This window comes from Chryseobacterium sp. POL2 (assembly GCF_011058315.1).
Classification (GTDB): Bacteria; Bacteroidota; Bacteroidia; order Flavobacteriales; family Weeksellaceae; genus Soonwooa.
Genome location: NZ_CP049298.1, coordinates 2,409,080 through 2,426,710, shown reverse-complemented (window position 1 = coordinate 2,426,710; position 17,631 = coordinate 2,409,080). Strand labels below are relative to the sequence as shown.

The 17,631-nt window shown below is 35.7% G+C and carries 15 protein-coding genes and 1 riboswitch; of the genes, 5 read left to right on the top strand and 10 right to left on the bottom strand.

From position 1 onward, the window contains the following. Positions 1 to 107: 107 nt before the first annotated feature. The 3 genes from ctlX to G6R40_RS11250 form a co-directional block, all read right to left on the bottom strand. Positions 108 to 1,031: a citrulline utilization hydrolase CtlX gene (gene ctlX / locus G6R40_RS11260; protein WP_165135458.1), complete on the bottom strand. Its 924-nt coding sequence runs from the start codon at positions 1,029 to 1,031 to the stop codon at positions 108 to 110. 89 nt (positions 1,032 to 1,120) lie between these two features. Next, positions 1,121 to 2,407, bottom strand: coding sequence for an O-acetylhomoserine aminocarboxypropyltransferase/cysteine synthase family protein (locus G6R40_RS11255; protein WP_165135455.1), 1,287 nt, complete (start codon positions 2,405 to 2,407; stop codon positions 1,121 to 1,123). Between the two features lie 133 nt (positions 2,408 to 2,540). Next, a riboswitch (SAM riboswitch) is annotated at positions 2,541 to 2,640 on the bottom strand. A gap of 66 nt (positions 2,641 to 2,706) precedes the next feature. Continuing rightward, positions 2,707 to 3,621 carry a dimethylarginine dimethylaminohydrolase family protein gene (locus G6R40_RS11250; RefSeq protein ID WP_165135452.1) on the bottom strand — a complete coding sequence of 305 codons (915 nt, stop codon included), beginning with the start codon at positions 3,619 to 3,621 and terminating at the stop codon, positions 2,707 to 2,709. Positions 3,622 to 3,870: 249 nt separating this feature from the next. On the opposite strand from G6R40_RS11250, the gene G6R40_RS11245 reads away from it, so the two are divergent. Next, complete coding sequence (locus tag G6R40_RS11245) at positions 3,871 to 4,740, top strand: DMT family transporter (protein WP_165135449.1); 870 nt, start codon at positions 3,871 to 3,873, stop codon at positions 4,738 to 4,740. A gap of 63 nt (positions 4,741 to 4,803) precedes the next feature. On the opposite strand, the gene G6R40_RS11240 is transcribed toward G6R40_RS11245, so the two are convergent. Beyond that, positions 4,804 to 6,090 (bottom strand): citrate synthase, encoded by a 1,287-nt coding sequence (locus G6R40_RS11240; RefSeq protein WP_165135446.1) that lies wholly within the window; start codon positions 6,088 to 6,090, stop codon positions 4,804 to 4,806. Between the two features lie 83 nt (positions 6,091 to 6,173). Then, entirely contained in the window at positions 6,174 to 7,466 is a 1,293-nt protein-coding gene (gene eno / locus G6R40_RS11235) for a phosphopyruvate hydratase (protein WP_165135443.1), read from the bottom strand. Positions 7,467 to 7,825: 359 nt separating this feature from the next. On the opposite strand from eno, the gene G6R40_RS11230 reads away from it, so the two are divergent. From G6R40_RS11230 to G6R40_RS11215, 4 genes are read left to right on the top strand one after another with little or no spacing between them, the layout of a single operon-like run. After that, on the top strand, positions 7,826 to 8,596 hold the full coding sequence (locus G6R40_RS11230; protein WP_165135440.1) for an enoyl-CoA hydratase-related protein: 771 nt from the start codon (positions 7,826 to 7,828) through the stop codon (positions 8,594 to 8,596). A gap of 6 nt (positions 8,597 to 8,602) precedes the next feature. Beyond that, entirely contained in the window at positions 8,603 to 9,037 is a 435-nt protein-coding gene (locus G6R40_RS11225; protein ID WP_165135437.1) for a deoxycytidylate deaminase, read from the top strand. Positions 9,038 to 9,061: 24 nt separating this feature from the next. Continuing rightward, positions 9,062 to 9,970, top strand: coding sequence for a site-specific tyrosine recombinase XerD (gene xerD / locus G6R40_RS11220; RefSeq protein WP_165135434.1), 909 nt, complete (start codon positions 9,062 to 9,064; stop codon positions 9,968 to 9,970). 1 nt (position 9,971) lies between these two features. Then, positions 9,972 to 10,475 carry an NUDIX domain-containing protein gene (locus tag G6R40_RS11215; protein WP_165135431.1) on the top strand — a complete coding sequence of 168 codons (504 nt, stop codon included), beginning with the start codon at positions 9,972 to 9,974 and terminating at the stop codon, positions 10,473 to 10,475. 67 nt (positions 10,476 to 10,542) lie between these two features. Here G6R40_RS11215 and pckA read toward each other — a convergent pair whose 3' ends face one another. The 5 genes from pckA to bshC all read right to left on the bottom strand — a co-directional run bounded on the left by pckA (position 10,543) and on the right by bshC (position 17,623). Continuing rightward, a complete protein-coding gene (gene pckA / locus G6R40_RS11210; protein ID WP_165135428.1) occupies positions 10,543 to 12,138 on the bottom strand; it encodes a phosphoenolpyruvate carboxykinase (ATP) in 1,596 nt (531 codons plus the stop codon). 111 nt (positions 12,139 to 12,249) lie between these two features. After that, on the bottom strand, positions 12,250 to 13,158 hold the full coding sequence (locus G6R40_RS11205) for a GYDIA family GHMP kinase (RefSeq protein WP_165135425.1): 909 nt from the start codon (positions 13,156 to 13,158) through the stop codon (positions 12,250 to 12,252). An 11-nt stretch (positions 13,159 to 13,169) separates the two neighbouring features. Continuing rightward, a complete protein-coding gene (gene fabD / locus G6R40_RS11200; protein WP_165135422.1) occupies positions 13,170 to 14,045 on the bottom strand; it encodes an ACP S-malonyltransferase in 876 nt (291 codons plus the stop codon). Between the two features lie 27 nt (positions 14,046 to 14,072). Further along, positions 14,073 to 16,013 (bottom strand): LysM peptidoglycan-binding domain-containing protein, encoded by a 1,941-nt coding sequence (locus G6R40_RS11195; RefSeq protein ID WP_165135419.1) that lies wholly within the window; start codon positions 16,011 to 16,013, stop codon positions 14,073 to 14,075. A gap of 32 nt (positions 16,014 to 16,045) precedes the next feature. Then, a complete protein-coding gene (gene bshC, locus G6R40_RS11190; RefSeq protein WP_165135416.1) occupies positions 16,046 to 17,623 on the bottom strand; it encodes a bacillithiol biosynthesis cysteine-adding enzyme BshC in 1,578 nt (525 codons plus the stop codon). Between the last annotated feature and the right edge of the window lie 8 nt (positions 17,624 to 17,631).

Sequence of the window (17,631 nt, the reverse complement as noted above, 5' to 3'; positions counted from 1 at the left end):
CGCTGTCCGCTGTATCTTTTGTTACGGGGCTTCGGCTCCGCTCAGCCACCTCAAAAAAGGATGCCGCTTCCATCGGGGCTAGAGATTGGTCATCACATACAAAAAGATTAATTTCTAGGAAGGAAAACCTCCGCCAACATACAACGCGCACTTCCGCCACCGTTAGTTTCTATCGTTTCTAAATCCGAATAGATAATTTCACAATATTGTTCAATTTGTGCGATCTGATGTTTATCTAGAGAGCGATAAGCCGATTGACTCATCACAAGGAATTTGTCACCATGATCATTCTGAACCTGAAGCATATTTCCTGCAAACTGCTGAAGTTGTTCTTCCGAGATTTCTACGATTTCTTTTTGGCTAGATTTAATCACTTCAATCACTTTTTCTCTTTCCAGTTCATTATCAATAGAATCAAGGCAAATCACCACAAATCTATCCGCGACACACATCATCACATTGGTATGATAAATCGGAAGCCTGATTCCATCCACCGTTTGGTAAGAATGAAAAACAATTGGCGTATAGCCATACTCTGCACAGAAATCACGGAATAGTTTTTCGTCCAACCTCAACGACACAGAGCCATAAGCAATTTTATGATCATGATCGAAAATCATACTTCCTGTACCTTCCAAGAATTTTTCATCTTTTTCAGCGTTGCTTCTATCATCGATTTTAGTGATATTAAAACCTTTATATTTAATTGCGTTTAAAACATCCTCACGGCGTTCTGCACGTCTGTTGGGCGCAAACATCGGATAAAGTACAACTGTCCCATCCGCAGCAAAGCTCACCCAATTGTTTGGAAAAATCGAATCTGGCGTATGCGGATCCAACGTATCTTTTATTGTTATAACATTAACACCTTTACTTCTAAGTTTTTCAACAAAAACATGGAATTCCTCCAAAGCTTTATCCTGAACTTCCAAGCCTTTTTGTTCTACTTGAAAATAATTATTCTCTGCCGTTTGGGCATTGTAACCGAAGGCAATCGGCTCAATCATCAAAACAGTATTGGTTGTTTGCATAATGTGAAATATGTTTAGGTCACAAAAATAGCAAAGTTCGGCAGAAAAACCACCGAACTTGTCATTTTATCATTATGAATTTAGAATCTTTAAAAAGCTTGCTCAAAATCGGCAATAATATCATCAATATGTTCAATTCCTACACTCACACGGATTTGTCCAGGCGTAATTCCGGCAGCTTTTTGTTCGGCATCGCTCAATTGTTCATGCGTCGTCGATGAAGGATTGATTACCAAAGTTTTAGCATCGCCAACATTTGCCAGATGACTCGCTAGCTTTAAAGAATTAATAAATTCTACAGCCGCTTCTTTTCCGCCTTTAATTTCAAAATTAAGAACGCCTCCGAAACCGCGTTTCAAATATTTTTCGGCATTTTCTTTATCGGTAAAACTTTCTAAACCAGGATAAATCACTTTCTCAACTTTCGGATGTTGTTCTAGAAATTCTGCTAATTTTTGAGCATTTTCAACCGTTCTTTCCAAACGAAGCGATAAAGTTTCTAGCCCCAACAACAATTGATGCGAATTAAAAGGTGAAATCGTTGGACCAAAATCACGCAGACCTTCTACCCTAGCTTTGATGATAAAAGCAATATTTCCAAAATCCGAATTTTTCCCAAAAACATCAGTAAACACCAAATCATGATAACCGGGCGACGGCTGAGACAATAAAGGAAATTTCCCATTTGTCCAATCAAATTTTCCAGAATCTACGATGATGCCGCCCACACTTGTACCATGACCGCCAATCCATTTTGTGGCAGATTCTACAATGATGCTTGCGCCGTGCTCGAATGGATTAAATAAATAACCTCCTGCACCAAAGGTATTATCGATAATTAACGGAATCTGATGCTTTTCTGCAACTTTTGCAATCGCTTCAAAATCAGCAATATTCAAAGTGGGATTGCCTATCGTTTCCACATACAAAGCTTTGGTATTGTCATCAATTAAAGCTTCAAAATCTTCTGGATTATCGTCTTTTGCAAAGCGTGCTTCAATTCCTAATTTTGCAAAACTCACTTTGAACTGATTATGACTTCCACCATACAAATAAGGCGAAGTCACGAAGTTATCACCATGTTGCAAAATATTTGTAATGGCTATGAATTGTGCGGCATGTCCAGAAGAAACCGCCAAAGCGCCGACGCCTCCATATAAAGCTGCGATACGTTTTTCGAAAACATCCGTTGTAGGATTCATCAATCGGGTGTAGATGTTTCCAAAGGCTTTCAATCCAAAAAGATCGGCAGCATGTTGTGCGTCATTAAAAGTGTAAGAAGTAGTTTGGTACAATGGCACTGCACGACTGTTAGTGTCTTTATCTACGCTTTGTCCGGCATGTACTTGTAAGGTCTCGAATTTGTAATGGTTCATCTTTTATAAATTTAAAATTATTAAACATTAAAAACTTATCCAAGATGTTGGGCATTTGCCGGAAAAATAAAAACTCTTCCGACAAGCCGAAAGAGTTTTGAATATTTTTAATAATATATTTCAAATAATCTCTGACTTATCTTTCCTCATTCCTGAGGTTGAATGTGGCACCTTACCTAAGCAGGTTGCCAAGACTTCAACGGGTCAAATCCCTCCATCTTTCTGGATAAGCGTAATTCTATATTTTGAACTACAAGAGCAAAAGTATTAACTAAATTTTAAATATGCAAGACTATTTTTTATTCTCTCACCAAAGGCATAGTAGAACATCTTAGCAATCCGCCCATTTTAGAAATTTCACGATAGGGGATTTCTTCCACGCTTATTCCCCAAACATCGCGAAGATGATTGTTCAATCTTGTAAAGGCTTTGTCGGAAACCACCACTTCTGGCGAGATGGAAAAAATATTAGGATACATCTCGAACATTTCTTCATCATTAACTTCAAAACAATTTTCTTTACCGAAAATATCAAGAATCAAATGATAGTCGCTTTCGTCAACAAATCCATTTTTATAAATTATACATTTGTCTTTTCCAACAGGGTTAAACGTACAATCCAAATGCAGAATTCCTTTGTAAGGTTCGGTATCATTTTTCTTTAGTTCAAAATCGAGAATACGTTTTTTAGGGAAATATTCTTTTAAAATTTCTATGGCATAACCATTGGTTCTAGCGGTTTTAAAATTCCTATAATCCTGTGAGTAACAAGTTCCTACAAAAACAAAATCGTCCCAAACGATAACGTCGCCACCTTCAATATGCGCAGTTTCTGGAAGGTTGATAATATTTCTCCAAGGGACTTGCTCAAAAATTTTGCGATAAGCCTCCTGCTCGTCCGCTCTGTCTTCGATAATATTAGAAATAATCATTTTATCATCGATAACAAAAGCGACATCGCGTGCAAAAACCTGATTGTAATCTTCGATAACTTCTGGACGATAGACTTTAACCTTATGTTTTAGAAGAACTTGCTCGAAGGCATTCATCTCGGCTACGATGTCGGTTTCTGTAGGATAAATATTATTTTGAATAGAAAAATAAGACTTTGCGTCGTAACTTTCCTCTAGTTTTGGTGGATTTCCTAAAGAGTTGGGTTGTCCCAAAACTACAGATTTCAGTTGTCCTGTTTCGTTTTTAATATTTAGCTTCATAAAATTCTCGTCTAAGGCAAATATACAGATTGCAAAGTATCTCCTATGGCGCGGGCATGAGGAATATCATCTGCGTGAAGATGATTTAAAATATAAAATTTTTGAAATACTAAACAATTTCAAAGTATTTATCCAAAGTTTTTGGAATAGATGGAAAAAACACTTCGTGCAAAAAAAATATCATTTGGTGCAAAAACAAACAAATTCTGATTGCATAGACGTAACTTTGCAAGAATTTTTTGAAAAGCAATGAAATCTCAAGGATATATTTTAGCCATTATTTCAGCCATTTCGTATGGTTTGATTCCGATTTTTATACTTCCGATGAAACAGATTAACTTCTCTATGGACGTTACGTTGTTTTATAGATTTTTATTTTCAGCAATTATGGTGAGCCTGTATCTACTATATAAAAAGGTAAATTTTAAAATCAACAAATGGGAATGTGGGATTCTAATGATTTTGGGATTGTTTTATGCCCTATCATCAGAATTTTTGTTTCTGGGATATGATTATTTATCTGCTGGAATTGCCTCGACAGTTCTTTTCGTTTATCCCGTTATCGTCGCGTCGATTATGTTTTTATTTTACCATGAAAAACTTTCCAAAATGGGCATTGTTTCATTATTATTGGCTTTTTCTGGCGTTATAATTTTGTGTTTGAAAGGTGATAAATTTGAAATAAATTATCTAGGGCTCGGAATTGTATTGCTGAGTGCGTTGTTTTATGGCCTTTATATCATCATCGTGAACAAAGCAAAAATCAATGTTTCTGGGATAAAATTGTCTTTCTACTCGATGTTATTCACGTCTATTTATTTTTTAATAAAATCTTTGATTTCAAAAGAAAATCTAAGCATTCCTAGTTTTTCTATTGTTTTAAATTTCGTCAGTTTTGCATTTGTAACCACATTAATATCTAGTGTAACTTTGGTTTTAGCCATCCAGAAAATCGGTTCTACGCCCACTGCAATTATGGGCGCTTTGGAACCAGTTGTTGCCGTTGCCGTGAGTGTTTATTTCTTTAATGAAGCTTTCACACGCAATTTATTAATCGGAATTGTTTTAATACTAAGCGGCGTTTCGCTCAATATGTTATCTTCCCGAAAAGAAGTTTAAAGATAAAATTAAAACATAAAAAAACTCCCAAAATAGGGAGTTTTATATTTAAGATAAATTTGATTATCTGTTTGTCATGTCAACATAGTCTCTAAGACCGGCACCTTGGTAGACTTGTCTTGGACGACCAATTGGATCACCTTTCAATCTCATTTCTTTCCATTGAGAAATCCATCCTGGAAGTCTTCCTAATGCAAACATTACTGTAAACATTTCTGTTGGAATGCCTAATGCTCTGTAGATAATTCCTGAGTAGAAGTCAACGTTTGGATACAATTTTTTAGATACGAAGTAATCATCTTCCAATGCTACTTTTTCTAGTTGCATTGCGATATCTAAAGCTTTATCGTGGATTCCTAATTTGTTAAGGATATCGTCTGCTGCTTTTTTGATAATCTTAGCACGTGGATCGAAGTTTTTGTAAACTCTGTGTCCGAAGCCCATTAGTCTGAAGCTGTCTTCTTTGCTCTTCGCTTTTTCCACCCACTTATTAACGTCACCACCGTCTTGTTCTATCATTTCTAGCATTTCAATAACTGCTTGGTTAGCACCACCGTGAAGTGGTCCCCAAAGTGCAGAAACTCCAGCAGAGATAGATGCGAAAAGCCCTGTGTGTGCAGAACCCACCATTCTTACTGTAGAAGTAGAACAGTTTTGCTCATGGTCAGCGTGAAGGATTAACAATTTATCTAAAGCATCTACTACAACTGGATCCATTACAAATTCTTCGTTTGGTAATCTGAATGCCATTCTGTAGAAGTTCTCAACATAGCTTAAGCTATTATCACCGTGATTGATTGGTAAACCTTGCGTTTTTCTGTAAGTCCATGCACAAAGATGAGAGAATTTTGCTAACATTAATTCTGCTGCGTGATCCATTTCTTCTTTTGAATTAACATTAACCGCTTTAGGATTAAAAGCTGTCAAGGAAGAAGTCAAAGTAGACAAAACGCCCATAGGATGAGCAGAACGAGGGAAAACGTCAAGAATTTTTTTCATTTCGTCTGCTACGAAATTATAATTTTTGATGTTTTTATCAAAAGAAGTAAACTGATCTTGCGTTGGTAATTCACCATGAAGTAACAAATACATTACTTCTGTAAAGTTTGATTTTTCAGCAATTTGCTCGATAGGATAACCTCTGTAGAACAATTCTCCTTTATCACCATCTAGGTAAGTAATATCACTGATTGTTGCACCAGTATTTTTGTAACCTAAATCCAAAGTGATAAGACCCGTTTGGTCTCTTAATTTAGAAATGTCTATCCCTCTATCTCCAATAGTGCTGTCAACGATAGGATATTCATAGGAATTACCATCGTAATTCAATATAACTTTATTATCTGACATTATAAAATAATTTTGGTATAAATATACATAAAAAAGAGCAAACAGCGAAAGTTCGCTCTTTTTAAAATTTTGTTAAAACTTACTTATCTTTTAATTTTAAAAGCATCCAAACCTGGGAAAACGGCTGTTTCACCCAATGCTTCTTCAATTCTTATCAATTGGTTGTATTTTGCCATTCTATCAGAACGAGATGCAGACCCAGTTTTGATTTGTCCACAGTTCATCGCAACAGCAAGGTCAGCAATGGTTGCATCTTCTGTCTCGCCCGATCTGTGAGACATTACAGATGTGTACTTATTATTTTGAGCCATTTGAACTGCAGCCATCGTTTCGGAAAGAGAACCAATTTGATTAACTTTTACCAAAATAGAATTGGCAACTTCTTCTTTAATACCTCTAGACAACCTTTCAACATTTGTTACAAACAAGTCATCACCAACCAATTGTACGCTGTCACCGATTTTGTCTGTTAGCATTTTCCAACCTTCCCAGTCATCTTCATGCATACCATCTTCGATGGAGATAATTGGATATTTAGCTGCTAATTCTGCCAAATAGTTAACTTGCTCGCTTCTACTGAACTGTGCAGAATCTGGCGTTTGGAATTTTCTATAATCGTAAATACCATCTTTATAAAATTCTGACGCCGCACAATCCAAAGCAATCATCACATCATCACCTGGCTTGTAACCAGCCTTTTCAATTGCCTGTAATAAAGTGTCTAGAGCATCCTCTGTCCCTTTAAATGTTGGCGCAAATCCTCCTTCGTCCCCAACAGCTGTTGATAAGCCTCTAGAATGTAAAATAGATTTTAAATTGTGGAAAATTTCAGTTCCTTTTCTCAAAGCGTGAGAGAAAGAGTCTGCCTTCACAGGCATTACCATAAACTCTTGAAATGCAATTGGCGCATCTGAGTGAGATCCTCCGTTGATAACATTCATCATCGGTACAGGAAGCGTATTGGCATTAACACCACCCACATACTTATAAAGTGGCATTCTCAACTCGTTAGCGGCAGCCTTTGCAGCGGCCAAAGAAACACCAAGAATAGCATTAGCACCAAGATTCCCCTTGTTGTTGGACCCATCAAGGTCAATCATAATTTGGTCTAACAAATTTTGCTCAAAAACTGGCAAACCAATTAATTCTGGAGCAATAACTTCTTTTACATTTTCTACAGCTTTAAGGACGCCTTTTCCAAGATAATCGCTCCCACCGTCTCTTAATTCAACTGCTTCATGCTCACCAGTCGATGCTCCAGAAGGCACTGCCGCACGTCCCATTGCACCATTTTCTGTGAATACGTCAACTTCTACTGTTGGATTACCTCTAGAGTCTAGAATTTGTCTAGCATCGATAAAAGAAATGTAACTCATTTTCTAAATTTAATTTGATTTAATATTCATTTTTAAAGCTTTACAAAATTAGTCAATTGAATTGATATTTTATGAAAACATGATTAATATTTGATAGAATTCTTTAAAGTCTTTAATTGAAATTTTAAAATAAAATAATTTGTATGCATTAGTAGTTTTTAAATTTATAAAAAGAAAACAAGATCATATTTTATCCGTTTTAAATCCCAAAAAAGAATAAGATTAACAAGAAAGCGCTTTTATTAAAAATATTGTTAGTATAATTTGCATACAGAATAAAAAAAGGAATATATTTATAATATGATTATACAAAATATTGTATTTTGCAAATAGAACTATTGTACAAAAATTAAAAAGAGATGACTTTTGAAAATATCATTCTAGAAAAGAAAGAAAAAATCGCCTACATAACAATTAACAGACCCCAAAGTCTTAATGCTCTTAATGCGCCATTGTTAATAGAACTCAACAAAGCTTTAGAGAATGTCGAGAAGGACAAATCTATAAAAGTGATTATCTTAACCGGTTCTGGCGAAAAATCTTTTGTAGCGGGAGCAGATATTAAAGAATTTACAGACTTGGACGTTTCGCAAGCAGAAGCACTTTCTAGAGATAATCAAAAACTAATATTTGATAAAATTGAAAATCTAAACAAACCAGTAATTGCTGCGGTTAATGGTTTTGCTCTTGGTGGCGGGTTAGAACTGGCAATGGCTTGTCACATAAGATACGCATCAGAAAATGCAAAACTTGGACTTCCAGAAGTTACCTTAGGATTGATTCCTGGTTATGGTGGCACACAAAGACTTCCAAAATTGGTAGGAAAAGGTCTTGCCAATGAGATGATTTTCTCTGCGAAGATGATTACAGCACAACGTGCCAAAGAAATCGGCTTAGTTAATGAGGTTTTCCCAATTGAAGAACTTCTTACTAAAACAACCGAGTTAGCAGAAACAATTTCAAAAAACTCACCTTTAGCCATAGAAAAGGCTATCGAGGCTGTCAACTTTTCTAATGATTCACAAGCTGGTTTTGAAAAAGAAATTAAAAACTTTGGAGAATTGTTTGGCCTCGAGGACAAAAAAGAAGGCGTAAATGCATTTTTAGAAAAGAGAAAACCAAATTTCTAAAACAACATGAACTTTAATAAGTTTGACATTGCCTATCTAAAAATGGCGCTAGAATGGGCCAATCTTTCGTATTGCAGACGAAAACAAGTGGGCGCCCTAATCGTTAAAGACAGAATGATTATATCAGACGGCTACAATGGGACGCCGTCTGGTTTTGAAAATAATTGTGAGGACGACATGGGAAAAACACATTGGTATGTATTGCACGCAGAAGCCAATGCCATTCTGAAAATGTCCTCCAGCACACAATCTGCAAAAGGCGCAACACTGTACCTTACAATGTCGCCATGCAAAGAATGCAGCAAGTTGATTTTACAATCTGGCATTAGTAAAGTCGTCTATATCAATGATTATTCCGACAATTCTGGACTGGATTTTTTAACAAGCGCAGGAATAGAAATTTTAAAAATAAGTGAAGAAAAATTATATGAGTTAAAATAAAAACACAAATAAAACACACAAATAATGAATTGGTCTGAAAAAATAAACGACTTTTCGAATTATCTAAAATTTGAAAAGAACTTCTCCGACAATACGCTCGAAGCTTATGTACGGGATATTAAAAAATTACAAGAATATGCCCAAACAGAACTCGAAGGCATCTCGCCTTTAGATATTAGCTTTGATCATTTACAAGAATTTATATACCAACTTTCCAAAAAGAAAATTAGCGAAAGATCGCAAGCAAGATGGATTTCTTCCATAAAAGCTTTTTTTAAATATCTTGTAGAAGACGAAATACGAAATGACAATCCCGCGACACTGTTGACAGGTCCAAAACTTGGCTTGTATCTTCCTGACACGCTAAGTTTTGAAGATATTGAAAAAATTATAAACTCTATTGACACCAGCAACGATCTTGGACAACGCAACAGATGCATTCTGGAAGTTTTGTATGCCTGTGGACTTCGCGTTTCGGAACTTATAGATTTAAAGATTTCTAATCTTAACCTCAAAGAACATTATCTCAAAGTTCAAGGAAAGGGAAACAAAATCAGACTTGTTCCATTAGCCGAATACACCGCCACAATCCTGAGGGACTACATCAAAGATGTCCGCGCCAAAGGTAAAATAAACAAAAAATTTGAAGATGTCATTTTCCTTAATTCTCGTGGTTCTAGCATGTCACGCGTTATTGTATTTTTAATTATTAAAGAATTAACCGATCGTGCAGGCGTTAACAAAAACATCTCGCCGCATACATTTCGCCATTCTTTTGCGACGCACTTGTTACAAAACGGTGCAGATTTGCGCTATATCCAGGAAATGCTAGGGCATAGTAGCATTACAACAACCCAAATATACACCAGACTGGAAACTGAAGAATTAAGAGATGTCATTCTTAATTATCATCCAAGAAATCAAACTTTATAATATGAATCAATTAAAATATTGTCCAAAATGTGGCAACCAATCCTTACTTTGGGATGGCGAAAAAAAATGGAGTTGCGGACAATGCGATTATACATTATACCACAATTGCGCTGGAGCCGTGGCGGTTGTCATCCGCTGTGGTGATGAGATTTTTTTAACCAAACGAAATCAAAATCCTAGTATCGGAAAGTTGGATCTCAGCGGAGGATTTGTCGATCCCAAAGAATCCGCAGAAGAAACTTGTCGCCGCGAATTGAAAGAAGAGCTAAACCTTGACATCGATACTAAAAAATTAAAATACCTAACAAGCGCTCCCAATGTCTATCATTACAAAGATATCGACTATAATACTTTGGATTTATTTTATGAATATGAAGTTGATGAAAAGTTCGTTCCGGAGCTAGAGAAAAAAGAAGTTTCTGATTTTATTTGGATTAAAAAAGAAGTTATTAATCTCGAAGACATCGCTTTTGAATCTCAAAAAAACTTTTTTAAAACTTATTAAATATATTCCATAAAAAATCCCTCACGAGCTAAACGTGAGGGATTTTATTTTAAGATAAGAATTAAAATTAGATCTGAGGTCCGCTAGCGATTAATGCTTTAGCCTCGTCATTATTAGCATATTGTTCAAAATACTTGATATAACGAGATGCCAAATCTTTAGCTTTAGCTTCCCATTCTGCTTTATCGGCATAAGTATCTCTTGGGTCCAGAATACCTTCTGACACATTAGGAAGCGCCGTTGGGAATTCAAGATTCATTACAGGAACTGTATCAGTAGTTGCTTTATCGATAGAACCATCAATAATAGCATCGATAATAGCTCTTGTATCTTTTAAAGAAATTCTCTTACCTGTACCATTCCATCCTGTATTAACTAAATAAGCTTTGGCACCATGTTCTTTCATTTTTCCAATTAATGTATGAGAATACATTGTTGGGTGAAGCGACAAGAAAGCCTCACCAAATGCTGGAGAGAATGATGGTGTTGGTTCTGTAATGCCTCTTTCTGTACCAGCCAATTTTGACGTATATCCACAAAGGAAATGGTATTGCGCCTGGTCATCGGTTAAGATAGAAACTGGAGGCAACACACCGAATGCATCTGCAGAAAGATAAATAATCTTCTTAGCGTGTCCAGCTTTAGAAGGTAAAACAATTTTGTTAATATGATAAATTGGGTAAGAAACTCGTGTGTTTTCTGTGATAGAGCCATCCGCAAAATCAACTTCACCGTTGTCTTTTACCACTACGTTTTCTAATAATGCATCTCTTTTGATAGCTGCAAAAATGTCTGGTTCTTTTTCAGCAGAAAGGTCGATAACTTTTGCATAACAACCACCTTCATAGTTGAATACGCCATTTTCATCCCAACCATGCTCATCATCCCCAATTAGGTAGCGTTTTGGATCAGCAGAAAGTGTCGTTTTACCAGTTCCTGAAAGTCCAAAGAATACCGCAACATCACCCTCTTCGCCAACGTTAGCAGAACAGTGCATAGAAGCCATACCTTTTAGCGGAAGATAATAGTTCATCATAGAGAACATACCTTTTTTCATTTCGCCACCATACCAAGTACCTCCGATGATTTGAATTTTCTTCGTTAAATCAAACATGACAAAAACCTCCGAATTAAGACCTTGCTCTTTCCAATTTGGATTAACTGTTTCTGCAGAATTGATTACTAAGAAATCTGGTTCGCCATAATGCTCTAATTCGTAATGTGAAGGACGAATGAACATATTGGTTACAAAATGCGCCTGCCAAGCCACTTTTGTTATAAATCTTACTTTAAGACGTGTATCTGGATTTGTTCCGCAGTATGTATCTACAACATACAACTTACTTCCAGACATATCTCTCTGTACCAAACCTAGTAATTCATCAAAAATAGCAGTTGTTGTTGGTCTGTTGATGTTACCATCCCACCAAATTGTGTTCTCAGAAGCGGCATCTTTTACAATGTAACGATCTTTTGGTGATCGACCTGTAAAAACACCTGTGTTAACAGATACTGCTCCTGTTGTGGTTAAAATTCCTTTAGCAAATCCTTCGTTATTAGGATTCATTTCTTCTTGGAAAAGTGTTTCGTAAGAAGGATTGTAAAGTATCTCTGCGTCCGTTGTGATACCATTACGCTCTAGGTAGCGTTTAATGTGTTCCATAATTTACTAATTACTATATTATTTGACCTTTTGCAAATTTAAACCCTTAAAGTAATATTTTTAAATTAAATAAACTGACAATCGTCAGTTTTCAAAAAAATTAATTAAACATTATGAATATACCATTTCATTCCATGGAATTATTGTTTCAAAACCCTTTTTAGAAAAGTATTTTTCATAATCTTCAAATTTTGAAGTCAGCACAAAATCGCCTCCCCAAGCACCCAAAGACTTCACAAAAACAGGACAATCTTCAAAAAATTCTTTTTTAACACATTTTTTATCTAAAAAAATGGATAACAAATTTTCATGCTCTTGCATCAAATTTGAGAATTCTGTCAAACTTTTTGTTTCTAAAACCTTTTCCGTTAATTGGGTAAATTCTGAAATTAAAGTCATTGATTTTTCTTTAGAACGGTAAAGTCTGATGCCTTCTCGACTGTCTTGTTTTTGATTAAGATGAACAAAAACCAAATCTTTCAAAAAATCGGGTTTAAAATCTATTCGCTCATAAGTTGGTTCAGAATCCTGGATTTGAAAAACGATCGCATGATTTGCTTCCGCTATGGCAATGTCATAACCACTTCCGCCCAATGATAAAGCATTTAGCCTAAACGCGTCAACGTCTGTCCATTTTGCAAGACTCGTCATCAAAGTAGAACTACTTCCCAAACCATAATTAGCTGGAAACTGAAGGTTAGAAACCACATCAACACCTTCATTAGTATCAAATTTCTTAGAACCCAAAACTTGACAATTCCTCAAAGTATTTAAAACAAACTCGGCCGCTTGTGGATTATTAGATTCCAAAACCTTCCATGCTTTAAAATCAATCTGGGCAGTTAACCAGACATCGCCTTGATGTTTGCCCGTCCAAGATAACTGATGCTTGTTTTCTAGTTGCTCCTTAAAAAAAAACTCTTGCCCCCAATTGGTTGGTACAGCAAGAGCTTTTGCGCCGTCAAGAACGACGTATTCTGAAGTGAGCAATAATTTCCCGCGAGAAAAAATTTGACTCATAGTTTTTTAAATTATAAGGCTGAAGATACGAAAATTTCAGGATTTATTTTCTTGATTAAACCTTGTAAGGTTTTCCCAGGTCCAACTTCGATAAACATTTCCGCGCCATCTTTAATCATATTTTGCACACTTTGAGTCCATTTTACAGGGCCTGTCAATTGTGCAATAAGATTTTTTTGAATTTCAACAGGATCAGAAACTGCTGTCATTGTAATATTTTGATAAACCGGAATCGTCGCATTTCTAAACTTTGTATTCTCAATTGCTGCCGCCAATCTTTCTTGTGCAGGTTGCATCAATGGAGAATGAAATGCGCCATTAACAGGCAAAAGTAAAGCTCTTTTTGCGCCTGCTTCTTTCAAAACGGCACAAGCTTTTTCCACTGCTTCTGTTTCTCCTGAAATGACCAATTGTCCAGGACAATTGTAATTTGCAGGAACCACAATTCCATCAATAGATTGACAAATATCTTCAACAACTTGATCTTCCAAGCCTAAGATTGCCGCCATAGAACTCGGATTAGCATCGCATGCTTCTTGCATAGCGGCTGCTCTTTCCGCAACTAATTTTAGACCGTCTTCAAAAGACAAAACGCCATTAGCCACCAAAGCTGAAAACTCACCCAAAGAATGTCCCGCTACCATCTGCGCCCCTAATGTGTCTATCGCTTTAACCGCTGCCACAGAATGGATAAAAATAGCTGGTTGTGTAACTTTAGTTTTCTTAAGATCGTCGTCCGTTCCCGCGAACATGATGTTAAGAATATCGAAGCCTAGAATCTCATTTGCAGAATCCATCAAGTCTTTGATGTCTCTGCGGGCATCATATAACTCTTTACCCATCCCAACATATTGAGACCCCTGACCAGGGAATACAAGTGCTTTCATATATTAACTCTTTCCTATACTTAAAAATTAAGGCACCAATCTCACCACTCTGTAACCTGTGTTGACATAAGCACCATTTGGTTTGATTCTCGTGAATTCAAACTTGGTCGCTAATTGTGTTTGCGACTTATTAATTTGTTTAAAAATTTCTCCTTTTTTGTTCTCTCTAGACAACATATCGTTAACCACGTCAAATCCTACAACTGCATAACGGCCTGGCGTTTTACAATATTTCTTCTTGTAATCACTCAAAACTTCGGTTTCGAAAGCCCCTTCGGTATTGATTTTTTTATCCATCAAATAGACTAAACTTGACTTTGATAAGTCGTCGCTTTTTTTCTCAAATGCTGAATTATAAAACATGCTGAATGCTTTGTTTCCGTCAACGTCTTTGGATAAAGCAATTAATCGGTTAGCGTAAGCAGCGCCAACATTATCTTCGTCATTAGCAAGAATCGAAATAATTGGCGCAGATTGACCTGTCATCATATTTTGATCCAACTGAATATCATTAGCCGAATTTACTATAATAATTTCTGGTTTTTTAAGATTTTTTTCCAATCCTGTTTTGATAGCGTTTGCATTCGCTTTTGTATCGTCAGCCACGATATATATTTTTTGATTAGAGTAGACCTGCCCAACCTCTTTTATCATTCTCTCGACATACGCATCGTGGTTGGTTTCTACAATGATTAAATTGCTGTAATTATATAAATCCTCAGAATTTGCAAAAGGTGCAACAACAGGGATTTTTTTATTTTTTACAAATTCTAAAACCTCAATAACGCTCGTTTTGAAAAAAGGACCGATGATTAAATCTGTATTGTCTTGATTAATTTGCGAAATGCTATTTTTAAAAGTATTTTCGTTTCCGGCATCAATAACTTTGATATCGAGATTCATTCCCTTAGCCACATTACGTTCTACGGCTAGTTTTGCTCCTGTCAAAAAATCCAAAGCCATCGATCTATATTTGCTATCATTAGCATCAAAACCAAATGGTAACATCAAAACCACATTCAGGTTATCGCCATTTTTTTTTGAATACATTGGGTCTAGCTTTTTAATTTTCAAAAGCATTCCCGCACGAAGTCCATTGACTAAATCTGGGTTGAGTGCCAACAATTCATTAAGATCGACATTGAATTTATTTGTAATTCCGAAAACCGTATCACCACTTTTCACGGTGTATGTAATATAGTCATCCGTACTCGTAGTTGACGTTGTTGTTTCTGTGGTTGTAGCTACAGTATTATTGCTGGCGGTCGTTGTTTCTACTTTGGTTACAGGTTTTGTTTCTGCAACTACAATTGTAGAATTAGAAAGATCTCCTTTTATACGGATATGATCTCCCGCTTTAAGGCCTTTTTCTTCAAGACCTGGATTCAAAGCAAACAATTGTTTTTGCGTAATGTTGAACTGTCTCGAAATTTTATAATAATTATCTTTTTCTTTAATCGTGTACAAATCATCTGCTTCTCCTGCGGATGAAGAAGTTGTTGTCGTTGTAACAGTTGACGTTTGGCTTGTAGCTGCTCCGTCTGCATATTTCTTAATATTATCTAAAGGCAAAACCACTTCGTCACCAATCTTCATGTGATTATCCAAATTCGGATTTAGTTTGCGAAGATCAGCTTCAGAAATATGATATTGTTTTGTAATACCATAAATTGTTTGTTTTGGCTGAAGAATAATTGCTCCTGTTTTATTTGAAGCTGTGGTAGTAGTTGCGGGTTTTGTAGCCGCAGATGTATTTTGACTTCCTGATTTAGAAACCTTTAACATGTCACCAATACCAATTGCTCCTTCTTTAATCTGAGGATTCAGTTGATAAAGCTCTGCCAAGCTAAGTCCGTATTTTTTTGCAATACCATAGGCCGTTTCTTTCGGTTCGACTTTGTGAGTTGCTTGTGCACTTGCAATTAAAACTGTTGTTAATGCAGATAAAACAAAGATTTTCTTAATCATCTTATAAAATAATATTTACAAAAATAAGGCTTTCAAATTAAATGCGAAACGATCAATTCTGATTTTTCAACATTCATAAGTTCGTAACAAGATTTTAGCCAATCTGGTCCTTCGTCCGCATAAAAAACCGAAAAGTTGTATTGTCGTTCCTGCCAAATCCCTCCAGGATGGACTTCTAGAAAAATATCTTCGTAGCGTTTTAGTTTTTCAGAATGCTTGATTTTCTCTGCGCGAAGCAATCTTTGTTGCATTCTTTTCAAAGATTTTAGTTGTCGTGTTTCTTCGGCTTCCACCAAATTTTTAAATGTCACATCGGTCTGCCAAGCTTCTTCTTTCAAAACAGAGAAACGCTTTTTTAGTTCTTCTTCTTGCAATATTAAAAGCTCGTGTAAAGCTTGATTTTCCAACAAATGTTTTTTTATAATGCTCGCAAAATCTTCAAAAAACTCCGAAATATTTAAACTGAGTTTTTCAATTTTATTAAAGGTTTTTTCTTTTAAAAACAATAAAGAATTACGCGGAATCAACACTGGAAACGGCACATCAACCGATGCAAAATAATCTGAAAGTTCTAGCCAATACATAACTTCGGCATTTCCTCCAACATAAGCTAGATTAGGCAAAATACTTTCTTGATAAACAGGACGCAGCACCGCATTGGGACTAAATTTTTCAGGATTCGTTTCTAAATCTTTTAAAATTTCTTGTTCTGTAAAATTGATGTCTGTGTCGAGAACAACGAATTTATCATTTTGCCGATCAATTCTATTTCGGGTTTCCGAAAGATAAAAAAGATTAATCGCACGAGGATTTACTTGAACTTTATGGTATTTTTTTTCTAAAAGATTTCTTCTTTCCAAAGTTGTTTTAAAAAGTTGCTCCTCTAATAATTCCTTTTTAAAAGTAGGGATCATTAAGGCTTTCAAAGCTTTGTCGTCGCCATCCAACATCAACAACCCATAATCTGCAAATAGATTTTGTCCGATAATTCTGGTTGCTTCCGCGAAGGTATTTCCCACTTTGTAGGCTTCCTTCATCATCAAAATTAACTCCGTACCGAACACAAAATCTTTAAACTCTTTTTCAAATTCGGAAATAAAATATTGATCTTCAACTTTTATTCGTCCAACTGGACCGCCTTGTTTGGCTTTGGTTTGATAAAAATGATGCTCGGTTTTGAAATGGTCTATTTCATCAAAATCATGATCTTCTGTAGCCATCCAAAAAATAGGAACGAAATTTTTAGTTGGAAATTGTTTCTTTAGCTCCTCGGTCGTTTTTATCGTTTGTAAAATTTTATAAATGAAAAAAACAGGCCCTGTAAAAAGATTCAGTTGATGACCTGTTGTTATCGTAAACGTATTATCTTGCTTTAACAAATCCAAATTTTGTTGTTGTAAAAATGACAAATTTTGGTTATGCAATTGTTTGGTCAAACTTTGATGCAAAGCTTCACGAACTTTGGGCGAGTAAGATTTTTCTTTTTCTCCAATTTGTTGAGAAATTGTTTCAAAACTAAAAGGTTTTGAAGCCGCAAAATCTAGATTATCACTTAGAAAATCTTTGATAAGTTGCGGAATACTTTTGATATGATTAAAATCCAAATTCATCCTCTTGA